The organism is Ferrovibrio xuzhouensis (assembly GCF_042648965.1).
GTDB classification, from domain to species: Bacteria; Pseudomonadota; Alphaproteobacteria; order Ferrovibrionales; family Ferrovibrionaceae; genus Ferrovibrio; species Ferrovibrio xuzhouensis.
Map to the genome: position 1 here is coordinate 32,216 of NZ_JBHRYJ010000002.1, position 21,357 is coordinate 53,572.

24 protein-coding genes and 1 tRNA gene are annotated in these 21,357 nt (G+C 67.6%); 5 read left to right on the top strand and 20 right to left on the bottom strand.

Annotated features, from left to right (window positions below):
• Positions 1-2: 2 nt before the first annotated feature.
• The gene (locus ACFOOQ_RS10160; RefSeq protein WP_379725522.1) at positions 3-890 is read right to left on the bottom strand and encodes an oxidoreductase; all 888 of its coding nucleotides are present in this window, start codon (positions 888-890) and stop codon (positions 3-5) included.
• A 79-nt stretch (positions 891-969) separates the two neighbouring features.
• Between ACFOOQ_RS10160 and ACFOOQ_RS10165 the strand changes: the two genes are divergently transcribed.
• The gene (locus ACFOOQ_RS10165; RefSeq protein ID WP_379725525.1) at positions 970-1,890 is read left to right on the top strand and encodes a LysR family transcriptional regulator; all 921 of its coding nucleotides are present in this window, start codon (positions 970-972) and stop codon (positions 1,888-1,890) included.
• Positions 1,891-1,910: 20 nt separating this feature from the next.
• On the opposite strand, the gene yddG is transcribed toward ACFOOQ_RS10165, so the two are convergent.
• Together yddG and ACFOOQ_RS10175 are read right to left on the bottom strand one after the other, a co-directional pair.
• Positions 1,911-2,804 carry an aromatic amino acid exporter YddG gene (yddG, locus tag ACFOOQ_RS10170; protein WP_379725528.1) on the bottom strand — a complete coding sequence of 298 codons (894 nt, stop codon included), beginning with the start codon at positions 2,802-2,804 and terminating at the stop codon, positions 1,911-1,913.
• A gap of 19 nt (positions 2,805-2,823) precedes the next feature.
• The gene (locus tag ACFOOQ_RS10175) at positions 2,824-3,315 is read right to left on the bottom strand and encodes a hypothetical protein (protein ID WP_379725531.1); all 492 of its coding nucleotides are present in this window, start codon (positions 3,313-3,315) and stop codon (positions 2,824-2,826) included.
• A gap of 304 nt (positions 3,316-3,619) precedes the next feature.
• Here ACFOOQ_RS10175 and ACFOOQ_RS10180 point away from each other — a divergent pair, with 304 nt between their 5' ends.
• On the top strand, positions 3,620-4,672 hold the full coding sequence (locus ACFOOQ_RS10180) for an aromatic ring-hydroxylating dioxygenase subunit alpha (RefSeq protein ID WP_379725534.1): 1,053 nt from the start codon (positions 3,620-3,622) through the stop codon (positions 4,670-4,672).
• A gap of 50 nt (positions 4,673-4,722) precedes the next feature.
• Here the strand turns inward: ACFOOQ_RS10180 and ACFOOQ_RS10185 are convergent, their stop codons facing one another.
• The 7 genes from ACFOOQ_RS10185 to ACFOOQ_RS10215 all read right to left on the bottom strand — a co-directional run bounded on the left by ACFOOQ_RS10185 (position 4,723) and on the right by ACFOOQ_RS10215 (position 8,751).
• Positions 4,723-5,097 (bottom strand): 6-carboxytetrahydropterin synthase, encoded by a 375-nt coding sequence (locus ACFOOQ_RS10185; RefSeq protein WP_379725537.1) that lies wholly within the window; start codon positions 5,095-5,097, stop codon positions 4,723-4,725.
• On the bottom strand, positions 5,097-5,732 hold the full coding sequence (gene queE, locus ACFOOQ_RS10190; protein ID WP_379725539.1) for a 7-carboxy-7-deazaguanine synthase: 636 nt from the start codon (positions 5,730-5,732) through the stop codon (positions 5,097-5,099). The genes ACFOOQ_RS10185 and queE overlap by 1 nt, the downstream gene beginning before the upstream one ends.
• 150 nt (positions 5,733-5,882) lie before the next feature.
• Positions 5,883-6,788: a polyamine aminopropyltransferase gene (gene speE, locus ACFOOQ_RS10195; RefSeq protein ID WP_379725541.1), complete on the bottom strand. Its 906-nt coding sequence runs from the start codon at positions 6,786-6,788 to the stop codon at positions 5,883-5,885.
• Positions 6,785-7,222 carry an adenosylmethionine decarboxylase gene (gene speD / locus ACFOOQ_RS10200; protein ID WP_379725544.1) on the bottom strand — a complete coding sequence of 146 codons (438 nt, stop codon included), beginning with the start codon at positions 7,220-7,222 and terminating at the stop codon, positions 6,785-6,787. The genes speE and speD overlap by 4 nt, the downstream gene beginning before the upstream one ends.
• 320 nt (positions 7,223-7,542) lie before the next feature.
• Positions 7,543-8,037 (bottom strand): PAS domain-containing protein, encoded by a 495-nt coding sequence (locus ACFOOQ_RS10205; RefSeq protein ID WP_379725547.1) that lies wholly within the window; start codon positions 8,035-8,037, stop codon positions 7,543-7,545.
• Between the two features lie 133 nt (positions 8,038-8,170).
• Positions 8,171-8,246: transfer RNA gene (locus ACFOOQ_RS10210), tRNA-Ala, on the bottom strand.
• Between the two features lie 175 nt (positions 8,247-8,421).
• Complete coding sequence (locus ACFOOQ_RS10215) at positions 8,422-8,751, bottom strand: TIGR02300 family protein (protein ID WP_379725550.1); 330 nt, start codon at positions 8,749-8,751, stop codon at positions 8,422-8,424.
• Between the two features lie 185 nt (positions 8,752-8,936).
• Between ACFOOQ_RS10215 and aroA the strand changes: the two genes are divergently transcribed.
• Positions 8,937-10,292 (top strand): 3-phosphoshikimate 1-carboxyvinyltransferase, encoded by a 1,356-nt coding sequence (gene aroA, locus ACFOOQ_RS10220; RefSeq protein WP_379725553.1) that lies wholly within the window; start codon positions 8,937-8,939, stop codon positions 10,290-10,292.
• Here the strand turns inward: aroA and ACFOOQ_RS10225 are convergent.
• Together ACFOOQ_RS10225 and arsC are read right to left on the bottom strand one after the other, a co-directional pair.
• On the bottom strand, positions 10,289-11,221 hold the full coding sequence (locus ACFOOQ_RS10225; protein WP_379725557.1) for a DMT family transporter: 933 nt from the start codon (positions 11,219-11,221) through the stop codon (positions 10,289-10,291). The two genes, aroA and ACFOOQ_RS10225, sit on opposite strands and share 4 nt — an antisense overlap.
• Before the next feature lie 87 nt (positions 11,222-11,308).
• The gene (arsC, locus tag ACFOOQ_RS10230) at positions 11,309-11,650 is read right to left on the bottom strand and encodes an arsenate reductase (glutaredoxin) (protein WP_379725560.1); all 342 of its coding nucleotides are present in this window, start codon (positions 11,648-11,650) and stop codon (positions 11,309-11,311) included.
• A 108-nt stretch (positions 11,651-11,758) separates the two neighbouring features.
• Here arsC and ACFOOQ_RS10235 point away from each other — a divergent pair, with 108 nt between their 5' ends.
• Together ACFOOQ_RS10235 and ACFOOQ_RS10240 are read left to right on the top strand one after the other, a co-directional pair.
• Positions 11,759-12,577 (top strand): ferritin-like domain-containing protein, encoded by an 819-nt coding sequence (locus ACFOOQ_RS10235; protein ID WP_379725563.1) that lies wholly within the window; start codon positions 11,759-11,761, stop codon positions 12,575-12,577.
• 84 nt (positions 12,578-12,661) lie between these two features.
• Entirely contained in the window at positions 12,662-13,138 is a 477-nt protein-coding gene (locus ACFOOQ_RS10240; RefSeq protein ID WP_379725566.1) for a PAS domain-containing protein, read from the top strand.
• An 18-nt stretch (positions 13,139-13,156) separates the two neighbouring features.
• On the opposite strand, the gene ACFOOQ_RS10245 is transcribed toward ACFOOQ_RS10240, so the two are convergent.
• From ACFOOQ_RS10245 to rsfS, 8 genes are all read right to left on the bottom strand, one after another.
• Positions 13,157-13,939 carry an alpha/beta hydrolase gene (locus ACFOOQ_RS10245; RefSeq protein WP_379725569.1) on the bottom strand — a complete coding sequence of 261 codons (783 nt, stop codon included), beginning with the start codon at positions 13,937-13,939 and terminating at the stop codon, positions 13,157-13,159.
• Between the two features lie 2 nt (positions 13,940-13,941).
• Positions 13,942-14,433, bottom strand: a complete 492-nt coding sequence (locus tag ACFOOQ_RS10250; protein ID WP_379725572.1) for an RNA pyrophosphohydrolase — start codon at positions 14,431-14,433, stop codon at positions 13,942-13,944.
• A 76-nt stretch (positions 14,434-14,509) separates the two neighbouring features.
• The gene (locus tag ACFOOQ_RS10255; protein WP_379725577.1) at positions 14,510-15,868 is read right to left on the bottom strand and encodes a divergent polysaccharide deacetylase family protein; all 1,359 of its coding nucleotides are present in this window, start codon (positions 15,866-15,868) and stop codon (positions 14,510-14,512) included.
• 50 nt (positions 15,869-15,918) lie between these two features.
• Positions 15,919-17,226 (bottom strand): S41 family peptidase, encoded by a 1,308-nt coding sequence (locus ACFOOQ_RS10260; protein ID WP_379725580.1) that lies wholly within the window; start codon positions 17,224-17,226, stop codon positions 15,919-15,921.
• Positions 17,226-18,506, bottom strand: coding sequence for a murein hydrolase activator EnvC family protein (locus tag ACFOOQ_RS10265; RefSeq protein ID WP_379725583.1), 1,281 nt, complete (start codon positions 18,504-18,506; stop codon positions 17,226-17,228). The genes ACFOOQ_RS10260 and ACFOOQ_RS10265 overlap by 1 nt, the downstream gene beginning before the upstream one ends.
• A complete protein-coding gene (gene gpmI / locus ACFOOQ_RS10270) occupies positions 18,499-20,082 on the bottom strand; it encodes a 2,3-bisphosphoglycerate-independent phosphoglycerate mutase (protein ID WP_379725586.1) in 1,584 nt (527 codons plus the stop codon). The genes ACFOOQ_RS10265 and gpmI overlap by 8 nt, the downstream gene beginning before the upstream one ends.
• A 144-nt stretch (positions 20,083-20,226) precedes the next feature.
• On the bottom strand, positions 20,227-20,697 hold the full coding sequence (gene rlmH / locus ACFOOQ_RS10275; protein WP_379725588.1) for a 23S rRNA (pseudouridine(1915)-N(3))-methyltransferase RlmH: 471 nt from the start codon (positions 20,695-20,697) through the stop codon (positions 20,227-20,229).
• Between the two features lie 58 nt (positions 20,698-20,755).
• Complete coding sequence (gene rsfS / locus ACFOOQ_RS10280) at positions 20,756-21,199, bottom strand: ribosome silencing factor (RefSeq protein WP_379725590.1); 444 nt, start codon at positions 21,197-21,199, stop codon at positions 20,756-20,758.
• Positions 21,200-21,357 lie beyond the last annotated feature (158 nt).

Genomic DNA, 21,357 nt, shown 5'->3' on the forward strand with positions numbered 1-21,357 from the left:
GATCAGTTCAGACCGGCAAGCCCGTCCAGCCGGGCGAGGTGGTCGCCGTCCAGAACGAGCCCCGCAGCAGAGATGTTGCCGTGCAGATGGGCGCGGCGCGAGGTTCCGGGAATCAGCAGGATGTTCGGACTGCGCTGCAGCAGCCACGCCAGCGCCACGGTCTGGACGGATTGCCCGAAATCGTCTGCCACCTGTTTCAGTCCGTCGTTCTGCAGGGGCGTGAAGCCGCCCAGCGGGAAATAGGGGACATAGGCGATGCCGTCCGCGGCCAGGGCGTCGATCATCGCGTCGTCGTCGCGATGCACCAGGTTATAGTGGTTCTGCACACAGACGACCGGGGCAATATCCCGCGCGATCCGTACCTGCGCCGCATCGACGGTGCTGATGCCGATATGAGCGATCAGGCCTTCCTCCTGCATCTGCCGCATCACCTGCATCGGAGCGGCGATATCATCCCCGGGCCCGCCTATCCGCAGGTTCACGATGGCCATCCGGTCCAGCCCCAGCCGCTGCAGATTGTCCTCCACCGATTGCCGCAGGAAGTCCGCGCCGTGCTCGAGAATCCAGCCGCCCTTCGCATCGCGCCAGGCGCCGATCTTGGTCACCAGGGTCAGGTTGTCGGGATAGGGGAACAGCGCCTCGCGGATCAGCGCGTTGGTGACATGGGGGCCGTAGAAATCGCTGGTGTCGATATGGTCGACGCCCAGCGCAATCGCCTCGCGCAGCACGGCACGGGCCTCGGCGGGATCTGCCGGGGCGCCGAAGACATGGGGGCCGGCGAGCTGCATGGCGCCGTAACCCATCCGGTTCACCGAGATGGATGTCCCGGGAAAGGTGAAGCGTCCGGCGGCGGCGGCGTCCGGGCGGGCATCTGGTTTTGCTTGGGTCATGAGGAATCTCCTTTGCCCGCCTTACATAGCCGTTCGGAAAGATTTGATAATCTGGCTACAGGCGAATAGCTTGTTCGGAATGCCGAACAATAGCCTGAACCCTTCTCTCGATGATCTGGCCATCTTCCTCGCGGTGACCGAGGCCGGCGGCTTCCGCACGGCGGCGCGCCGTCTCGGCCTGTCGCCGTCGACCGTCAGCGAGACGATCACGCGGCTGGAAGCCCGGCTCGGGGCGCCACTGCTCACGCGCACCACGCGCAGCGTCATGCCGACCGAGGCGGGTCGTGCACTGGCCGGCCGCATCGCGCCGCTGCTGTCCGAGGCGCGGCTGGCCCTGGACGATGCCGCCAGCTCGCAGCAGGAGGTGCGGGGCCGCCTGCGGCTCAACGTCCCGGGTGCCGTGATGGTCGATATCCTGCCGCCGCTGATCGACCGGTTCCTCAGGGCCTATCCCGACGTGCGGGTCGAGGTGGTGGTAGACGATCGTCTCGTCGATGTGACGGCGGCGGATTGCGACGCCGGAATCCGTTACGACGAGCATCTGGCCCAGGACATGATCGCGGTGCCGATCGGTCCCCGGGTCCAGCAGGGCGCCCTCTGTGCGGCGCCATCCTATCTGCACGACCATGGCGTACCGGCCCATCCGCGTGACGTGCTGCGCCATCACTGCATCCGCACCCGCTTTGCCAGCGGCGCGCTGACCGGCTGGCACTTCGAGAAGGCGGGTGAGGTGCTGACGTTCGATCCGCCGGCGCGGCTGGTGCTCACTACGGCTTCGGCCGGTGCGGCGATCGATCTGGCCGCTGCCGGGCACGGGCTGCTCTACACCTTCCGTAACTGGCTACAGCCGCATTTTGACAGCGGCGCGCTGACGCCGGTCCTCCCGGACTGGTGGCCGCAGTTCGACGGGCCGCGGCTCTATTTTTCCGGCCGCCTGATGCCGACGCCGCTGCGCGCCTTCGTCGATCTGGTCTCCGCAGCCCGGTCCGTGGCGGGCTGATCCGCCTGTGCCGGCTGCCGCTAGGCTTTCTTCTGCCTGAGGTCGCCGGTGCCGAGCAGGGCGCCGGCGATGATCAGGGCGCAGGCCAGCGCGACGCGCCAGCTGGCCTGGCCCTGGCCGAAGGCGATCAGCAGCAGGGTCGACAGCAAGGGCGCCGCATAGGCCATGGAGCCCAGCGCGCGGATGTCGCCGCGCTTCATGCCGTGGTCCCAGCAGAAGAAGGCGAGCCCGACCGGGCCGAGGCCAAGGCCGAGCACGGCGAGCCATTCGCCGGTCGCCGCCGGCCAGACGCTGGTCTCCAGCGCGAAATGCATCCCCCAGGAAAGCAGCGCCGTGGCGATGCAGAAGCCGCCGACCGCATCGGTCGGCACCGCGGCGAAACGGCGCGACAGCACCGAATAGGTCGACCAGGTCAGCGCCGCCGCCAATGCCGCCGCATAGCCGGCCAGATGCTGTGCCTCGAAGGCGACCTCGCCCCGGCCGAGCACGAGGTTGACCGTGCCGATCAGGCCGAGCGCCACGCCGGCGAGGTGGAACCAGCGCAGCCGCTCGCCCGGCAGCAGGCCGGAGAAGACGACGATCAGCAGCGGCCAGAGGTAGTTGATCAGGCTGGCTTCCAGCGGCGGCGCCAGCTTCAGCGCCAGGAAATACAGCGCGTGATAGCCGAGCAGGCCGCTGACGCCGAGCGCCCAGGCCAGCGGCGGCTGGCGCAGGTGGCGCAGCGGATTCTCGCCGCGCGCCAGCCACAGCGCGATGGCGGCGAGGCCGGCGACCGAAAAGCTCATGGCGTTGAGCTGCAGGGCAGGGATCGACGGCGTCAGCGCGGTGAACAGCGCCAGCGCCGCCCACAGCAGGATGGCGATGCCGCCGATCAGGGTGGCGCGGCGCCGCGCTGCGGATTCAGGGGCGGTCATGAAGAAGTGGGCGCGGGCGTCAGGCGGTGCGGGCGCCGTCAAGGCGGTAGAACAGCGGCGAGCCGTCGCCCTCCAGCAGCCTGAGCGTGCCATGCAGCAGGATCGGCTGGTCGGTATAGGCGACCGGCCGGGCGGCGCGCACCGCCATGATGCGGCCGAGGTCGCCCATCATGCAGACCGGGCAATGGAACTGCAGGCCGCCGAGCAGGAAATCCCTGTGCTGCGGGCCCTGCTGGATCGGCATCATGTAGCCGCTGATCGCGACTTTCGTTTCATCGAGACCACGCAGGCCGGCCGGAAAGCGGCTGACCGCGTCGTCGCGAAAGCGCTCAGGGCCGGCCTTCGCCAGGTCGTCCCAGTCGAGCGCGCCGGGCACGGCCGGCGCCGACAGGCGGTAATGCGCCGGCGCCGGTTCCAGCGACATGGCGCGGGCAGCTTCGGGCTTCAGCGCGAAGCCGCCGGCGGCTGCGGCGGAGAGAGTGAAGGCGGAGAGGAACTGGCGGCGCTGCATGGGGTTTCCCCGGCTGGGCGATGATGTGGCGGATACTGTACCGCCGGAATGGCTGCGCGCAAGTTAACGCCCGATCCTGCTTAATGGCATGTCCTGCTTGATGGCCTGGCCTGCGGCTCAGTGCCGCGGCCCGCCGCGGCCGGCCGAGTCTGGCTGGTTTTTGGGCATATTTCCCGCGTGCGTCCGGCCGGGAAGTTGCCTATAAACCGCTTGGGGGTCCAGCGACCCCGGCCAGCGGAGGTTGCCAGCATCGGCAGGCCGGCTGGCGGCCCCGCACGGGCCCGAACGACAGGACGCCCCGTCCATGCTGACCACCAGGCAGAAGACCCTGCGCAGGTTCTGGTACGCCACCGCCAAAATCGAAGACCTGAAAAACGGCCCGCAGCCGTTCCGCCTGATGGGCGAGGACCTGGTGCTGTTCCTCGATGCCGAAGGCCATCCGGCGGCGCTCGCCGACCGCTGCTGCCATCGCACGGCAAAGCTCTCCAAGGGCTGGTGCGAGAACGGCAACATCGTCTGCGGCTATCACGGCTGGACCTATGACCGCGACGGCAAATGCGTGCGCATCCCGCAGTATCCGGAAGGCAGCCCGGTCTCGGGCAATATCGCCACGCCGGCCTATCGCTGCCAGTCGCGCTACGGCTATGCCTGGGTGGCGCTCGACGAGCCGCTCGCCGACCTGTTCGAGATTCCGGAAGACAGCGATCCGGCCTTCCGCCGCATCGACCAGTTCTATGAGGAATGGGCCTGCGCGCCGATCCGCATGATGGAGAATTCCTTCGACAACGCGCATTTCTCCTTCGTGCACAAGGCGACCTTCGGCCAGATCGACCAGCCGAAGCCCGAGAAATACGAAATGCAGGAAACCGATTACGGCTTCTATGCCGAATCGACGGTCCCCATCCTCAATCCGCCGATCGCCCATCAGGTCACCGGCAGCACCGCGCCGACGACGCAGCGGCATATGCGCAATGCCTGGTACATGCCGTTCAGCCGCCGGCTCGACATGGAATATCCGTCCGGCATCCGCCACATCATTTTCAACTGCGCGACACCGATGGATGACGGCCGCATCAAGCTGGTGCAGTGGCTCTACCGCAACGACACCGAGGCTGATTGCCCGACCGCCAAGCTGATCGAATGGGATGCGGTGATCACCGCCGAGGACAAGGACATCCTCGAATCGACCAATCCGGATGCCTGCATCGATATCAGCCGCCGCATCGAACAGCATATGCCGTCCGACCGCGGCGGCATGATCATGCGCAAGCGCCTGCTGGAGCTGTTCCGCCAGCAGGGCGAGGGCGAGATCTACGGCGGCATGCCCGACGCAGCGCTGCGCAGCGCGGCCGAGTGACGCTTCAGCCGGCGGCGGTTTGCCCGTCGCCGGTTTCATTCACCGAGGCCCTATTCGCCCAGATACGTGCAGGATTCGCCGAGGCTGTCGCGGTACAGCGTGACGCGGCTGAGGCCGGCGACATCCGGCGCCAGGCAGCGCCAGATCCATACCGCCAGGTTTTCCATCGTCGCCGGGCCGAGGCCTTCGACCTCGTCGAGGAAATGATGATCGAGCCGCGCGCGGATGGCGGCGAACAGCTGCTCCAGTTTCTCGAGGTCGATCACCATGCCGGTGGCCGGATCGGGCCGGCCGCGCACGGCAACCCGGGCGCGGTAGGAATGGCCGTGGATGCGCCGGCTGCCCTCGGCGCCGATGTCGCGCTGCAGGGTATGCGCCGCCTCGAAGCGGAAATCCTTGGTCATTTCCAGGAGTGCGGGGAGCATCAGGGAATTCCGATCAGCTTGTGGGTCTGCAGGCTGAGTTGCCATTGCGGATGATCCTTGCAATAGGCGACGGCGGCGGCGGTATTGGCCAGCCGGTCCGGCCCGTCCATCGGCTGCAGCAGGAAACGGGTGAAATCGAGCCCGAGCAGTGCCGCCGGATCGAGGCCGGCCTGCGGATAGACCAGTTTCAGTTCGGCGCCGCGGCGCTGTTGCAGGACCGTGCCGGCCTTGGGGCTGACGCAGATCCAGTCGAGGCCGTCGGGTGCCGCGAGCGTGCCGTTGGTCTCGACCGCGATCTCGAAGCCCTCCGCATGCAGCGCATCGACCAGTGCGGCATCGAGTTGCAGCAAAGGTTCGCCGCCGGTGCAGACGACGAAACGCCGCTCCCGGGCCGCGCTGCCCCAGACGGCGGCGATGGCTCCGGCCAGTGCGGCGGCATCATTGAAACGCCCGCCATTCTCGCCGTCGGTGCCGACGAAATCCGTGTCGCAGAAGCGGCACACGGCCGTGGCGCGGTCAGCCTCGCGGCCGGACCACAGGTTGCAGCCGGCAAAACGGCAGAACACGGCGGCGCGGCCGGCCTGGCCGCCCTCGCCCTGCAGCGTCTTGAAGATTTCCTTGACCGCGTAGCTCATGGGGTTCCGTGCCGGGCAGTCTGGCCCGGCGGGCGCGCACTCAACAGCAAACCGGGCAGGCTTGCAAGCCGGGGAAGTAAGTCACGGGCCGGCAAAAGTAAAACGCCCGCCGGATGAGCGGCGGGCGGTGCAGAACAATTTCGCAGGCTCTCAGCGCTTCTTCGCGGCGGCCTTCTTCTTCACTGCCGGCTTGCGCGCAGCCTTCGGTGCCGGCAACAGGCGGGCGACGAAATCCGGCAGGGCAAAAGCGCCGAAATGGATTTCCGGATTGTAGTAGCGCAGGCCCTTCAGGCCGGCGCGGTCGTAACGGGCGAAGATCTGGCGCGGGTCGACATCGGTGATATCGGCATCCGACGCCCAGGTCATCGACATGAAGCCGCACACGTAAGTCGGCACCACGGCCAGATACGTGCCCGAATGCGCCCAGATCTTCTGGAACAGCTTGATCGCGTCGGTCAGTTCCGGGCCCTGCATGTGCGGCACGCCGTTCTGGGCGACGAGGATGGCGCCCGGCTGCATCACCCGGCGGCAATTATCATAGAAAGTTTTGGAAAAGAGCACTGTAGCGGGGCCGACCGGATCGGGCCGGTCGACGATGACGAGGTCGTAGCGTTCCTCGGTCTCCGCCACCCAGGCGGCGCCGTCGCCGACAATGAGGTTGGTGCGCCTGTCGGCAAAGGCCTTGCCGCAGATCTTCGGCAGGTACTTCTTGGCGATGTCGATCACCATGCCGTCGATCTCGACCATGGTGACGCGCTTGACGCTCTTGTGCTTCAGCACTTCCTCGAGGATGCCGCCGTCGCCGCCGCCGACGATCAGCACCGACTGCACCTTGCCATGCGCCAGGATCGGCAGGTGGGTCAGCATCTCGTGGTAGACGAATTCGTCGCCCTCGGTGCATTGCACGACGCCGTCCAGCGCCAGCATGCGGCCGAAGCGGCCGGTCTCGAAGACGCGGACCTTCTGGTATTTCGACTTGCCCTCGAAGAGGACCTTCTTGATTTCGTGACTCTGGCGGAACCCGGAATACAGCGTTTCGTTAAACCAGGTGGTCACAGAATCAGTCCCCGCTTCATCTCGGTGCACTGGATGCTGTCGGGCAGGAAGGCGCGACGCAGCACCGGAATCGCCTTGGCCGGCTGGCAGTCGCCGCAGACGAAGACATCAAGTGCGGCATAGCCCTTCTCGGGCCAGGTGTGGATCGACATATGGCTCTCGGCCAGCACGGCGACGCCGGAAATGCCGCCATTGGGCTCGAAGTGATGCAGGTCGATGTTGAGCAGGGTGGCGCCGATCTCGGCGACCGCCTCGGTCAGGGTCTGCTTTACCAGGGCCAGATTGTCGAGATGCTTGCCGCCCCAGAGATCGATGATCAGGTGCAGGCCGGCATAGCGCACGCCATCCTTGCAGATGAAATGCTCGTCGGCGGCAGCCTCCGCCGGAGCGGGGGGCACTTCGTACAGGGCGGGCTTGAGGGCCTTCTTGGTCATAACGGTCTCTCCACCAAGGGGGAGCCACTGCGCGGCTCCGCAAAGAAACAAGGTCCGATTGGCAGAGAGACTGTTGGGAAAGCCCCGTGGTTCCGGCCGGCAAGATGTGAATGCCGGCGGCCAGTGCGCCACTTTCCAAACAGTCTCTGGGAGGGGGGTATGCGGCACAACTCCCGCAGATGCAAGTGAAATTTGCCCTTTCAGGGGGCTTTTTTTGCCCACTGCCACATGTGGTGTGGAGTGTGACAGCGATGGGGCCGCAGCGTGTCAGAATCTTGTCCGCAGCGCATCCTGCGGCTCATCTTCGGTCGCGGCTGCGATCAGCCAGGCTCCGCGGCATCGGCGAAAAACTGGCAGGCGAGCAGCATGTCGATGGTCTCGCCATCGGCGGCCAGCGGCAGCCACAGCGTCTCGTAATCGTACCAGCGGTCATCCATGAACTGGCGATTGCGGACCAGCAGGGGCTGCTGGTGTTCGAGGATGAGCGTTATCCGGCCGATCAGCAGGCGGCCGTATTCCCGCGTCGGCATCTCGTCCAGCCACAGGCCGGTGGGATCAAAACCAAGCCGCGCGGTCTGGTTGGTGCCGACCAGGCGCAGGCGAAAGCGCAGCGGATCGCGATGCACCTCGATCAGCGTGAGATTGCCCAACGCGCCGCGCATCTGCAGCGGGTCGAGATCGGCGCGGGCGGGAAACCGGCGCCCCCCGCGGCAGGCCAGCCAGTAGCGGTAAAGGTCTGCGGCGGCGGCGAACCGGCATTCCCCCGGCTGCGGCGACCAGATCAGCTGGCCCTGATCGACGGCGGCGGCCATCATGGCGTCAGATCCTCCTCCCGTTGTCTCGGGTGGCCATATAAACAGGCTTTTGCTGTAAAAATATGAGCTTGCGCAGGGATGGCGGCAAGGGCCGGCTGGCCCTCGGGTCAGGGGTCGTTTCGATAGGGGGATTTGGTGGAGCCAAGCGGGATCGAACCGCTGACCTCCTGCATGCCATGCAGGCGCTCTCCCAGCTGAGCTATGGCCCCATAAAATCACGGACTTCGAAGCTTCGATGAAGCCGGGGTCCGTCGGCGGGGGCGGACCATAAGCCGCCCCCCGGTACTTTGCAAGTGTTTCATCAGCCGGATCTGCCGAACCGGATGTCCGGCAGATTCCGGCCGTTTCCGGCCTCCCTGGCGGCCAGGGAAGCCGGTCGTGGCGTCAGCGTTCCTCGTCGCCGTCCGGCGCAGCGTCGACGTCGATTTCCTCGGCGACGTCGTCTTCCTCGAACTCGTCGGCGTCGTCGATCACGTCGTCATCGATCTCGGTATCGTCGATCTCGGCATCGGCGTCGTCAGCCACCACCTTGACCGGCGGCTTCGGCACCGGCTTGACCTCTTCGACCTTGGCCGGGCGACGGCTCTTCACCAGCACTTCCGGATTGAACTCGGTGCCGCATTTGGGGCACAGGATCGGCGACTTGCTGAGATCGTAAAACGCAGCGCCGCAGCTCAGGCAGCGACGTTTGGTGCCCCATTCGGGTTTGGCCATCGACAGAATCTCCATGCCATGGGCGGCCGGATACGCGCCCGAAAAAACCGGTTCCGGCACCGTGCCCGGCCGGCTGGCCGGGGCGGCGCGATTGTGTTAAAGAAGCGCGCCCTGTCAACCCGTAATGCCGGTCTTATTTTCGCGCCGGCCGCGGCCCCACCTTCAGCGAGCGAGCCGGCCCGCCCATGACTGCCGCCCCCGATCAGTCCCCCCGCCCGTATCATGCCCGTCCGGGCCAGGCCCTCAGCGGCCGCATCGCCGTGCCGGGCGACAAGTCGATTTCGCACCGGGCGCTGATTTTCGGCGCGCTGAGTGTCGGCGAGACCCGGGTGACCGGCCTGCTGGAGGGCGAGGATGTGCTGCGCACCGCCGCCGCCATGCGGGCCATGGGCGCCGAGGTCGAGCGTCTGGGGGAGGGTAACTGGCGGGTCTGGGGCGTCGGCGTGGGCGGCCTGAGCGAGCCTGCCGACGTGCTCGACATGGGCAATGCCGGCACCGGCGCGCGGCTCGTCATGGGCCTGGTCGCCAGCCACGATTTCACCGCGGTGTTCACCGGCGATGCCTCGCTGCGCCGCCGGCCGATGGGCCGGGTGATCGACCCGCTCAGCCGGCTTGGCGCCAGCTTCAGTGGCCGCAGCGGCGGCCGCCTGCCGATGGCGGTGACCGGTACGGCGCATCCGCTGCCGATCGAATACGAACTGCCGGTCGCCTCCGCCCAGGTGAAATCCGCCGTGCTGCTGGCCGGACTGAACACGCCGGGCATCACCACGGTGATCGAGCCGGAGCCGACCCGCGACCATACCGAAAACCTGCTGCGCCATTTCGGCGCCAGCGTCGCCGTCGAGACGACCAGGGCCGGTGGCCGCGTCATCCGGCTGACCGGCCAGCCGGAATTTCGCGCCGCACCGATCGACGTGCCGGGCGATCCGTCGTCGGCCGCCTTCCCGATGGTCGCGGCGTTGCTGGTGCCCGGCTCCGAAGTGACCGTCGCCAATGTCGGGCTCAACCCCCTGCGCACCGGCCTGTTCACCACCCTGCAGGAAATGGGTGCCGAGCTTGGCTATACCAACCGCCGCGAGGCCGGCGGCGAAGCGGTCGCCGATATCGTGGTGAAGTATGCGCCGCTGCGCGGCGTCACCGTGCCGCCGGAACGCGCGCCCAGCATGATCGATGAATACCCGATCCTGTTTGCCGCCGCCGCCTGCGCCGAAGGCGACACCGTGGTACGCGGCGCCAGGGAGCTGCGGGTGAAGGAAAGCGACCGGCTCGGCCTGATGGCGCGCGGCCTGAAGGCCTGCGGCGTCGATCTCGACGAATTCGAGGATGGCCTCGTCATCCGCGGCAAGGGCCGGCCGCCGCAGGGCGGCGTCAGCATCGCCACCGAACTCGATCACCGCATCGCCATGTCGTTCCTGGTGCTCGGGCTGGCGGCGACGGACGGCATCGCCATCGACGATGCCCGCGTGATGGACACCAGCTTCCCCGGCTTCATCGGCCTGATGCAGGGCCTGGGCGGCAGCCTCGCGCCGCAGGACACCTAGACGGGCTGCGCCCGTGCCGGCTTGAAGATCAGGCCGAGCGCCACCGCGACCAGCGCCAGCGCGGCGAATTCCGGCCACTGCGGCTGTTCGCCCAGCACCACCATCGAGGAAAACACGCCGACCACCGGGATCATCAGGGTGCTCAGCCCGCTGATGCCGGCCGGCAGGATGCGCACCAGCGTGTTCCAGGCCCAGTAGCAGAACACGAAGCAGACCGTCGCGTTGTACAGCATGGCGAGCCAGGCACCGGTCGAATAGACGAACCAGCGGTCGGTCTCCAGCAGCGGCGCCAGCAGGAAGATCGGGATGCCGCCCAGCACCATCTGCCAGCCGACGAAGGGCACGGCGCCCATCGGTACGGCATAGAGCTTGGTCAGCAGGGTGCCGATCGCCCAGCTGATCGCGGCGCCCAGCACCAGCAGCACGCCGAGCGGCGATGACACCATCGACTGCCATTCGCCGCCGACCAGCACAGCAAGTCCGGTCAGGCCGATGCAGAGCCCGGCGAGCTTCCAGCCGGACAGGCGTTCATGCAGTACCAGCGCGCTCATCGGCAGCAGCCACAGCGGCATGGTGAAGGCAAGGATCGTCGTGCGCCCGGCCGGCAGCATGCCCAGCCCATAGAGCACGAAGACATTCCAGCCGGTGATGGTGAACAGGCTGATCGCGGTAAGCTTCCAGCCATAGCCGCGCGGGATGCCGAGCGGCATGCGCTTCCACAGCGCGATGGCGAACAGGCCGACGGCACCGCCGCCGAGGCAGACGGTGCGGAAGGTGAAAACCGGCACTTCGCTGAGTGCGATCTTCATGATCGGCCAGTTGACGCCCCAGAACAGGGTCAGCAGTGCCAGCAGGGTCAGCGCATAAGCGGAAATCGGCGGATGGGCGGCAGCGCTTGGGCGCGCGGCGGCGGCAGTCTGGTCAGGCATCAGGTTCGGTTTCTTGGGGGGTTCCGGTTTCTCGGGCGAGGCTTATCGTTTGTATGCTGACAGCCTAGCCCGCATGGCCGGGGAAGGCTAGAGCAGGTCCAGCACCCGTTCCGGCGGGCGGCCGACCACGGCCTTGCCTTTGTGCACGAAGATCGGCCGCTCCAGCGCCGCCGGATGCGCGGCGAGGCCGGCGATCAGCGCCGCCTCCGGCATGTCGGGGCTGAGGCCTGCCTCGGCGCCTTCCTTGCGGCGCAGGATGTCGGCGGCCTGCAGGCCGAGCTGCCCGAGCAGGGTTTTCAGCATCGCGGCCGAGGGCGGAGTCTTCAGGTATTCGACGATTTCCGGCTGCACGCCACGCGCTTCCAGCAGGTCCAGCGCCTGGCGCGATTTCGAGCAGCGCGGGTTATGATAGAGGGTGGCTGCGGCCATGGTCACGATCCTGTCGTTTCATTGCCTTAAGAATGTTGTAATAACCGTGACTTAGCACCGCACGCCAAGAGTTGCAATTTGATGACCAGGGTATAAATACTGGGGTGCATGACCCGTCACTGGACCCTCGACGACATCCCCTGGGCTGAGTTCGACCCCGGCAAGGTCGACCCGGAGCTGCTGCGCGCCGTAAAGGCGGCCGCGCTGGTCGAGCATAATGCCGACGACTACGTCACCTACCTCTGCAACGTCTTCGCCGATGACGCGGACTTCGTTGCCGCGGCCCGGCAGTGGGGCACCGAGGAGGTCCAGCACGGCCAGGCGCTGGCCCGCTGGGCCCAGCTTGCCGATCCGGCGTTCGACCCGGCGCTGGCGCTCAGGCGTTTCACCGAGAATTACCGCCTGCCGCTCGAGGCGACCCAGTCGGTGCGCGGCAGCCTGAATGGCGAGCTGGTCGCGCGCTGCGTCGTCGAATGCGGCACGTCGAGTTTCTACAGCGCGATCCGCGATGCCACCGACGAGCCGGTGCTGAAAGCCGTGGCCGCCCGCATCGCCGCCGACGAGTTCCGGCATTTCAAGCTGTTCTACGACCATCTGCAGCGCTACCAGGCCAGGCAGCCGATGGGCCGTCTGCGCCGCCTGTTCGTGGCGTTGACCCGCATGCAGGAAGCCAGCGACGACGAACTTGCCATGGCCTACTGGTGCGGCAACGGCTGCCAGGGCGCTTATGACCGCAATGCCCAGAGCGCGTCCTATGAACGGCGTGCCAGCGGGGTCTACCGCTTCGGCCATATCCAGCGCGGGCTGGGGATGGCGCTGAAGGCCTGCGGCCTCGATCCCCAGGGCTGGTTCAGCCGGCGGTTCGCGGCCCTGGTCTGGTATCTGCTGCGCCGCCGCCAGCGTCGGCTCGCTACCATCGCCGCCTGATCATCGACTCTTCGTCTGAGCATCGCTGCCGGACTTGCCAGCGGCGGCCGGAAGGTTACGCTGGTCGACATGGAAACGCGGTCAATGCCAAAGGGCCGGCACATGACGCCGGTGGCGGAAAAGGATCTCGATCCCCGCCTGCACGACATGCTGCGTTACTGGCGGGCGCGCTGCCGCGATGGCCGGCTGCCGGGGCGCTGCGATATCGACCCCATCGAGCTGAAGGCGCTGCTCGGCAATATCCTGTTGATCGACGTGGTGCGGCAGGCCGACGGGACGCTGCGCTTCCGCTACCGCCTGTTCGGCACCGAATTCATCTTCTATCACGGCCGCGACCTGACCGGCCGCTGGCTCGACGAGATTGCCAATGTCGGTTTCCGCGACGAACTGCTGGCACTGTATCGCGCGGTGGTGACGAACCGCGAGATGCGCACGCTGTCCTACGATTATCTGGTCGACGGCCTGCGCCACCGCTTCCAGGCGGTATTGCTGCCGCTCGCCACCAATGGCTGCGAGGTCGATATCGTGCTGGGCTGCGGGGTGCGCATCGCCGTCTACTAGCCGCGCCGGGCACCTGTCCTAGCCGGCGGTGTGGGTTTCCAGCCAGTCGGCGACGATGCCGATGACGTCGGCTTCCTTCGGTTCGCCGAAGATGAAATGCCCGAGCCCGGCAATCTCGCGATAGACCGCATGGCCGCGATAGCGGCCGGCAACGGCGCGGCAGGTCGCCGCCGGGGTGACCCGGTCGTCGTCGCCCGACAGCACCAGCAGCGGAATCTTCACGCGATGCGCCGACACATGGCTGCCGGCATGCCAGTCCATCCACCACAGCAGCATCTCGAACAGCGCATGGCCGGATTCCGGCACCAGGCGGGCGAAGATGTCGCGCTGGCGCGCCGGCGGCACGCGCACCAGCGAATATTCCGCCGCCATGGCGAAGTCCGGCGCCAGCGCCTTGTGCCACAGGCTGCCGGTCTTCATCAGCAGGCCGGCCGGGCCGGCGACCTCGCCGAGGCTGTGCGGCAGCAGGCCCCAGGGTGCCACCGGCGCCAGCAGCACGGCGGCGCGCGCCAGCCCGCGGGCGGCAAGCTGCTGTGCCAGCAGGCCGCCCATGGAGTGGCCGACCAGCACCGGCTGCTGCGGCAGGCGGGCGATCTCGTCCTCGAGGAAGCGGCGGTAATCGGCGAGCCGCTGGTTGTGCAGCTCGGGGTGCGGCGGCTGGCCGGCGAAGCTGCTGCCGTGGAAAGGCAGGTCCGGCGCATGGGTGCGCCAGCCGCGGCGGCTGAGCTCGGCGCGCAGCGGCTCGAACATCCAGCCGCCGACGAAGGCACCATGCAGCAGGACGATGTCGCCGCGGCTCATGCTTACGTGCGCACGCGGTCGGCGAATTCGGCGACGATCATCTCGTAGATCGGCCGCTTGAACGGCACGATGATGTCGGGCAGCGAGCGGAACGGCGCCCAGCGCCAGGCGTTGAACTCGGGATGTTCGGTGGCAATGTTGATGTCGCTGTCGCGGCCCTTGAAGCGGGCGAGGTACCATTTCTGGCGCTGCCCGCGATAGCGGCCCCGCCACACCTTGTCGGCGAGATCAGGCGGCAGGTCGTAGGACAGCCAGCCGCGGCTTTCGGCGATCACCTCGGCCTGTTCCGGCGCGACGCCGATCTCCTCGCCCATTTCACGGATCACCGCCGTCAGCGGATCCTCGCCGGGATCGATGCCGCCCTGCGGCATCTGCCAGGCTTCCGCGGTCTGGTCGATGCGCCGGGCGACAAAGACGAGGTCGTCGGCATTGAGCAGCGCGATGCCGACGCCCTCGCGATAGGGACGGGCATCGACGGGCGGCAGCGAACTCATGGGGCAGGCAACTCCGGGTCAGCGGACGGAAGCGGGCGGCGGATCAGTACGCCGGTATTGTTTCGGTATTGCGGCGTTATTGCGGCGTCTGCCGGTTGGCGATGGCCGAGACCGGCACGAGGTCGAAGCCTTTGGCATTCAGCGTGCCGGTCCAGGCCAGCAGGCGGTCCAGCGTGATCGGATAGGGCCGCGCCGACCCGACGGCGACGCCGCCGACCCGCGCGGTGCGCTCCAGTTCCTCGAGCCGCGCCTCGATCAGGTCGCCGACCGGCTGCTGGTCGATCTGCCGGTTGCTGTAGGCATAGACGCCGCCGGCCTCGCGCACCACGCGGGCGGCCACGCTTTTCGGCGCCGTGCGGATGTCGACGAACATCAGGCCGCGCGCCTTCAGCCGCTCGGCGACGAAGCCCATGTGATCGGGCGACGAGGTATATTTGCTGCCCATCAGGTTGGCGAAGCCGATGTAGCCGCTGGCGCGCGACAGCGCCCAGTCGAGCCGGCGGATATTCTCGTCCTCGTTCAGCGAGGTCAGCAGCGTATAGGGGCCGGGATCGCTGGACGGATAGTCGAAGGGCTCCATCGGCAGGTCGAGCAGCGCTTCATGGCCGATGGTACGCGCGCGTTCGACCATCGGCTTCAGGTCCTGCGCATAGGGATTGAAGGAAAAGCTGATCTCCGGCGGCAGGCGCTCGGCGGCCAGCAGGGTGAGCTGCTGGTTCAGCCCCATGTCATGCAGCACGATGGCGATGCGCGGCCGTGTCGCCGGCGCGGTGACGGGCCGGGCATAGGCCGTCCACGGCTGGCGGCCGTCACTGCCGATCTTCGGCACCGGACCGCGCGGCGTCAGTTCGGTCAGCATCGGATCGGGCGCCACCAGCAGACCGCTGGGCAGCCGGCCGACATCGGGCGGCGGCGCCTTGACGGCGGCCTTCTGCTCGGGTGCGAGGCGCGCTTCCGGCGGCAGGGTCAGGCGGGTGACGCCGATCACCACCTCGGAGCCGGGCAGGAACGGCAGCGACTGTCCGGTGGTGACCAGCCAGCCGCCGGCGCCGGCCAGCAGCAGCAGCACGCAGGTCCAGGCGCCCAGCAGCATCCGCCGGTTTACCGCGCCGAGATCGCCGCGCAGGAAGGGCGGCCAGAAGATGTAGCCGAGGTAGCGGAACAGCTTGTGCTTGAAGCCCTCGCGGCGCGGCGGCGCGGCCGGTGCCGCGGGCGTCTCGTCTTCGTCGCCGGTGATGGTCCGGATCAGGTCGGCATCGTCGTCGCCCGCGCCGTCATCCGCCATCGCCGTGGTCATCGCCGCCGCGAAGGATTCCTCCGCGGCGGGTTTGCTCTTGCGGCGGCGGCCGAACAGCCGGCCGAACAGGCCGCGCCTGCCGGCCGCTGCCGGCGCAGCGCGGTCGTCGGGATCGGCATGCAGGTCACTGTCGGCCATGGCGGCGTCCGTGCATGTCGTCCGCCCGCGGCTTCACGTGCCGGCGGCCGTTATTTCTTGGCCGTCGGCTTGGGCGGGGCGCGCAGCACTTCGAGCGCCGCCTGCAGCACGACGTCGGGACTGTCCTTGCCCGGCATGGCAGCCTGCGGCGCCTTGTCGTCGGCCGCCGGCGCCTTGTCGGTCTCATCCGAGGTATCGTGCTTGTCGGTCAGCTCGCGCCGCGCCTTCAGCGCCGCGGCGATCAGATGGTCGCGCTCGTTCCAGGCCTCGACATCGGGGGTGATGCCGACCTTGTCGATCGACCGGCCCGACGGCGTGAAATAGCCGGCGGTGGTGATCTTCATGCCGCCGAACTCGCCGAGCGGGATCATGGTCTGCACCAGGCCTTTGCCGAAGGTGGTGTTGCCGACGATGATCGCGCGGTGATGGTCCTGCAGCGCGCCGGAGACGATCTCTGAAGCAGATGCCGTACCGCCATTCACAAGCACGGCGATCGGCTTGCCGTCGGCGATATCGCCGCGCTTGGCGTTGTAGCGCTGGCCTTCCTCGGCATTCGGCCGCAGCGACCGGGTCGAGACGATCTCGCCCTGGTTCAGGAAGGCGTCAGAGACCGAGATCGCCTGGTCGAGCAGGCCGCCCGGATTCTCGCGCAGGTCGATGATGTAGCCCTTCAGCGCCGGGCCCATCTCGGTCTTCAGCTTGTCGATGGCCGCCGTCATGTCCTGGGTGGTGTGTTCGTTGAACGAGGTGATGCGCACATAGGCGAACTCGCCCTCGCGATGCGAGCGGACCACCTGGGTCTTGATCACCGCGCGGGTCAGCTTGACGTCGAAGATCTTGGCGCTGGCGTCCACGCCGCGGCGCACGGTCAGCACGATGCTGGTGTTGGGGGCGCCGCGCATCTTCTCGATGGCTTCCTGCAGCGGCTTGCCCATTACCGGCGCACCGTCGAGATGGGTGATCAGGTCGCCCGGCAGCAGGCCGGCCTTCTGCGCCGGCGTATCGTCGATCGGCGACACCACCTTCACGAGACCATTCTCCTGGGTAACCTCGATGCCGAGACCGCCGAATTCGCCGCGGGTCTGCACGCGCGCTTCCTGGAAGCTGCGCGGCGGCATGTAGACCGAATACGGATCGAGCGAGGCGAGCATGCCGTTGATGGCCGCCTCCATCAGGTCGTCGTCCTTGGTCTCTTTGTAATAGTCGTTGCGGACGCGCTCGAAGATCTCGCCGAACAGGTTGAGCTGGCGATAGGTCTCGTTGTCCTGCAGCGTGCCGACCTTGCTCGGCGCCGCGAACAGGGCCACGGAGCCCATCAATGCGAAGGCACAGACGCCGCCGAGTAAAAAGTTGCGCATCAGCCGCTTACCTTTCTGTCGCCCGAGGCCAGCCAGGGCAGCGGATTGACCGGCTCGCCCTTGCGCCTCAGTTCGAGATACAGGACCGGCTTCTCGCCCGTCCCTGACGCCCCGGCCTGGGCCTGCCCTGCCTGGACCGGTCCAGCCGGGGCAGCACTCATCTGGCCGACCGGTTCACCGGCCAGAACCCACTGACCGACCGAACGGTCTATCCGCCCGAAGCCGGCCAATAAGCTATGATATCCACCGCCATGCGCGATTATCAAGAGTTGCCCGTAGCCGCGGAAGGGGCCGGCGAACATCACTTTCCCGTCAGCGGGGGCCACCACCTGGGCGCCGGAGCGGGTTTCGATGCGGATTCCGCGTAACGGCAATCCGTTTTCATCGGTCTGGCCGAACCTGGAAACAATATGACCGCGGGCCGGCAGGGCGGCGCTGCCGTCCAGCGCTGCATAAGAATCGGGCGGCTCGCGACCGGCGGGTTTTGCCGGAGTGGCGCGATTGCGCGCCTCGGCGGCCCGGCGTTCCTGGTCGCGGCGCTCCTGTTCCATCAGCCGGTCGACCAGGGCGCGCAGGTCTTTCGCCTGTGCCGCCAGCTTGTCGCTGCGCTCGCGCTCGGTGGTGCGCTCGCCGGCGGTCTGCTCGGCGGCGGCATTGGTCTGCGCCTGCATGAATTCCAGTTCGCGGCGTTCCTGGTCGAGCCGGGCGATGGCGGCGCCGAGCTTTTCCTGCTGGCTTGCGACACCCTGTCGCAGCCGGGTCAGCCGGGTCAGTTCGTCGCGCAGTTTCGCGGCGCGGCTTTCGATCTCGGGGATCAGCGCCGCCATCAGCTGGCTGGCGCGCACCATGTCGAGCGCCGAGCCCGGCGCCAGCACCATGGCCTCCGGCGGCTGGCGGCTGAGGCGGGCCAGGCTGGCCAGCGTCTCGCCCAGTTCGGCGCGGCGGGCATCCAGCGCGGTCTGCGCGGTTTTCTCCTCGGCCAGCAGGCCGGCCAGCTTGTCCTCGGTGGCGGTGACCAGGTCTTCCTGGGTCTGCAACTTGCGGGCGGCGACCACCAGTTTCCGTTGCAGGTCGCGCTGCTGCTGCGCCAGCTTGGCGGCTTCCTGGGCCAGGCCGCGTTCGCGGTTACGGCTTTCCTGCAGCTGCTTCTGCACGTCCTGCAACTGCTGCTGCGGCGCCGGCTGGTCGGCCCGGGCGGTAAGCGGCAGGACGGCCGTCGGCAGGGCGGCGAGCAGCAGGATCAGTGCCGCCCGGTTGCGCAACAAAGGCGGCTTACGCAAGGCGGCGCGCGCTGCCCTTCGCGGTGGCTGCACCGGGCTGCGCGAGATTGTGTCCGGTCATCGCGGCGGGCTGGGGCAGGCCGAGGAAATGCAGCAGGGTCGGCGCGATGTCGCACAGCCGGCCGTCGTTGAGGCCATAGCCGTCGCTGCGCGGGCCGACCAGCAGGGCCGGGACCAGATTCGTCGTATGCTGGGTATGCGCCTGCCCGGTGGCGGGATCGCGCATCTCTTCCAGGTTGCCATGGTCGGCGGTCACCAGCATGACGCCATCGGCCTCTGCCACTGCCTGCTCCAGCCGGCCGAGCGCGGCGTCGATGGTCTCGGCCGCCGTGATCGCGGCGGGCAGCGAGCCGGTATGGCCGACCATGTCGGGATTGGCGAAATTGGCGATGATCAGGTCGTATTTGCCGGACGTAATCGCCGCCACCAGCTTGTCGGTCAGTTCCGGCGCCGACATTTCCGGCTGTAGGTCATAGGTCGCCACCTTCGGCGAAGGCACCAGGATGCGGTCCTCGCCGGCAAACGGCTGCTCCTCGCCACCGTTCATGAAGAAGGTGACATGGGCGTATTTCTCGGTCTCGGCGATGCGCAGCTGGGTACGGCCGGCCTTGGCGAGCGTCTCGCCGAGCGTGTCGGGATAGCTGGCCGGCGCATAGGCGGTGACGAGGAAGGGATTGAGCGCGGTCGAGTATTCGGTCAGGCCGACGGCCCCGGCGAATGTCACCAGCCGCGCCCGGTCGAAGCCGTCGAAATGCGGATCGAGCAGGGCGGTGAGGATCTCGCGGGCGCGGTCGGCGCGGAAATTCGCCATCAGCAGGCCGTCGCCGTCCTGCATGCCGGCAAAACCGTCGATGGCTGTGGGCAGGACGAATTCATCGGATTTCTCGGCGACATAGGACTGCTCGACGGCCGCCTCGGCGGTCGCGGCCGTCTCGCCCCCGGCATCGGTCAGCGCGGCATAGGCCAGCGCGACGCGCTCCCAGCGCTTGTCGCGGTCCATGGCATAGAAACGGCCGGACAGCGTGGCAAAACGGATGCCGTCGGTGCCGGCGATGGCTTTGCGGAAATCGGCAAGATACTCCAGCGCGCTTTTCGGCGGCGTGTCGCGGCCGTCGGTGAAGGCATGGATCAGCACCTGCACGCCCGCCGCCGCAAAGATCTTCGCCACCGCGGCCATATGGTCCTGGTGCGAATGCACGCCGCCCGGCGACAGCAGGCCGAGCAGGTGCAGCGCGCCGCCGCTCTGCTTCAGCTTCGCGATCAGGCCGGTGATGGCGGGATTGCCTGCCAGGCTGCCATCGGCAACGGCATTGTCGAGCCGGCCGAGGTCCGGCACGGCGATGCGGCCGGCGCCGATATTCATGTGGCCGACCTCGGAATTGCCCATCTGGCCGTCCGGCAGGCCGACATCGCGACCCGAGGTGCCGATGCGGGCGAAGGGGCGGGTTTCCAGCAGGCGGCGATAGTTCGGCAGCCGCGCCTGGGCCAGCGCGTTGTCGGTCGGGTCGTCGCGCAGGCCCCAGCCATCGAGGATGCAGAGGATGACGGGCGTCTTGGCGTCGGCGGTCTGGGTCATGGGTGCGGCGGTGTCACGGAAAGGGCGGAAAATTCAGGTCTCTAGATAGCGCATGCCGGTGTCGCCGTCACGCCGGGCTTTCCGGTCGCAGTGATCGATTCCGGCGATTTTCCCGCAGAACCGGGGCGATTCGATCCCCGGCCATCAGTCGCGATGATAGGGGTGGCCGGTCTGCAAGCTCCAGGCCCGGTACAGCTGTTCCAGCAGCAGCACCCTTGCCAGCAAATGCGGCCATGTCATGGCGGACAGCGACAGGGCCAGGCGGGCTTTCGCCAGCAGTTCCGGGGCAAGGCCGTCGGCGCCGCCGATCAGGAAGGCGATTTCCTGCTCGCCGCCATCGCGCCAGCCGGCCAGGGTCTCGGCGAATTTGCGGCTGGTCAGGCTCTTGCCGTGTTCGTCCAGCGCGACGATCACGGCGCCTTTCGGCAGGGCGGCCAGCAGCAGCTCGCCCTCGCGGGTCTTGCGCTCGGCGGCGCTGCCGCCCTGCTTGCGGTCCTCGACCTCTTTCACCGTCACCGGCCAGGGCAGGCGGGCGCGATAGTCTTCCAGCAGGCTCTGGGCCGCGTCATGCTTGGCGCGGCCGGCCCGGCCGACGCAGGCAATGGTGATCTTCATGGGGCGATTTTCATCGCCCCGGTCTGGCCGATATACCTGACCTGGGGCGATGCTTTCGTCAGGCCGCGGCCGGTTCCGGAATCGTCGCGCCCCACATCTTTTCCAGATTGTAGAAGCCGCGCACATCCGGGCGGAACAGGTGCACCACGATGTCGCCGGTATCGATCAGCACCCAGTCGCCGACCGCCTTGCCCTCGGCCTTCAGCTTGCGGCCGACGGTGGCGCTGACCCGCTCGACCAGATGCTCGGCCATGGCCGCGACCTGGCGCGACGAGCGGCCCGACGCGATCACCAGGTAATCGGCGACCGACGACTTGCCGGTCAGGTCGATCGACACGATGTCCTCGGCCTTGTCGTCGTCCAGCGATTTCAGGATCAGCTTGTGCAGCTTCTGCACTTCGGCGGGGATGCTCGACTTTTTCGGTTCGGGCTGTTTCGCGGCCTTTGGCTTTGCGGCGGTCCTGGCCGTCACCTTGGCCGTCTTGGTGACCTTGGTGGTCACGGTCTTCGCCGGAACCTTCTTGGCGGATGTCTTCTTGGCCGGAACCTTCTTGGCCGGAACCTTCTTGGCCGGGGTCTTCTTGACCGCTGCCGTCTTGACCGGGGCCTTTTTGGCGGCCGGCTTGCTCTTTACTGCGCCTTTTGCGGTTTTGGCGGCCT

Excerpts from the sequence above, each read along its gene's own strand:
- ACFOOQ_RS10255 (WP_379725577.1), bottom strand. The coding sequence starts at position 15,868 with ATGGCCGACAGTGACCTGCATGCCGATCCCGACGACCGCGCTGCGCCG.
- ACFOOQ_RS10205 (WP_379725547.1), bottom strand. The coding sequence starts at position 8,037 with ATGATGGCCGCCGCCGTCGATCAGGGCCAGCTGATCTGGTCGCCGCAG.
- aroA (WP_379725553.1), top strand. The coding sequence starts at position 8,937 with ATGACTGCCGCCCCCGATCAGTCCCCCCGCCCGTATCATGCCCGTCCG.
- ACFOOQ_RS10235 (WP_379725563.1), top strand. The coding sequence starts at position 11,759 with ATGACCCGTCACTGGACCCTCGACGACATCCCCTGGGCTGAGTTCGAC.
- ACFOOQ_RS10245 (WP_379725569.1), bottom strand. The coding sequence starts at position 13,939 with ATGAGCCGCGGCGACATCGTCCTGCTGCATGGTGCCTTCGTCGGCGGC.
- ACFOOQ_RS10260 (WP_379725580.1), bottom strand. The coding sequence starts at position 17,226 with ATGCGCAACTTTTTACTCGGCGGCGTCTGTGCCTTCGCATTGATGGGC.
- ACFOOQ_RS10180 (WP_379725534.1), top strand. The coding sequence starts at position 3,620 with ATGCTGACCACCAGGCAGAAGACCCTGCGCAGGTTCTGGTACGCCACC.
- queE (WP_379725539.1), bottom strand. The coding sequence starts at position 5,732 with ATGAGCTACGCGGTCAAGGAAATCTTCAAGACGCTGCAGGGCGAGGGC.
- ACFOOQ_RS10225 (WP_379725557.1), bottom strand. The coding sequence starts at position 11,221 with ATGCCTGACCAGACTGCCGCCGCCGCGCGCCCAAGCGCTGCCGCCCAT.
- speD (WP_379725544.1), bottom strand. The coding sequence starts at position 7,222 with ATGACCAAGAAGGCCCTCAAGCCCGCCCTGTACGAAGTGCCCCCCGCT.
- ACFOOQ_RS10160 (WP_379725522.1), bottom strand. The coding sequence starts at position 890 with ATGACCCAAGCAAAACCAGATGCCCGCCCGGACGCCGCCGCCGCCGGA.
- gpmI (WP_379725586.1), bottom strand. The coding sequence starts at position 20,082 with ATGACCCAGACCGCCGACGCCAAGACGCCCGTCATCCTCTGCATCCTC.
- ACFOOQ_RS10175 (WP_379725531.1), bottom strand. The coding sequence starts at position 3,315 with ATGCAGCGCCGCCAGTTCCTCTCCGCCTTCACTCTCTCCGCCGCAGCC.
- yddG (WP_379725528.1), bottom strand. The coding sequence starts at position 2,804 with ATGACCGCCCCTGAATCCGCAGCGCGGCGCCGCGCCACCCTGATCGGC.
- ACFOOQ_RS10215 (WP_379725550.1), bottom strand. The coding sequence starts at position 8,751 with ATGGCCAAACCCGAATGGGGCACCAAACGTCGCTGCCTGAGCTGCGGC.
- ACFOOQ_RS10185 (WP_379725537.1), bottom strand. The coding sequence starts at position 5,097 with ATGCTCCCCGCACTCCTGGAAATGACCAAGGATTTCCGCTTCGAGGCG.
- ACFOOQ_RS10250 (WP_379725572.1), bottom strand. The coding sequence starts at position 14,433 with ATGAGTTCGCTGCCGCCCGTCGATGCCCGTCCCTATCGCGAGGGCGTC.
- ACFOOQ_RS10240 (WP_379725566.1), top strand. The coding sequence starts at position 12,662 with ATGCCAAAGGGCCGGCACATGACGCCGGTGGCGGAAAAGGATCTCGAT.
- rlmH (WP_379725588.1), bottom strand. The coding sequence starts at position 20,697 with ATGAAGATCACCATTGCCTGCGTCGGCCGGGCCGGCCGCGCCAAGCAT.
- arsC (WP_379725560.1), bottom strand. The coding sequence starts at position 11,650 with ATGGCCGCAGCCACCCTCTATCATAACCCGCGCTGCTCGAAATCGCGC.
- ACFOOQ_RS10165 (WP_379725525.1), top strand. The coding sequence starts at position 970 with ATGCCGAACAATAGCCTGAACCCTTCTCTCGATGATCTGGCCATCTTC.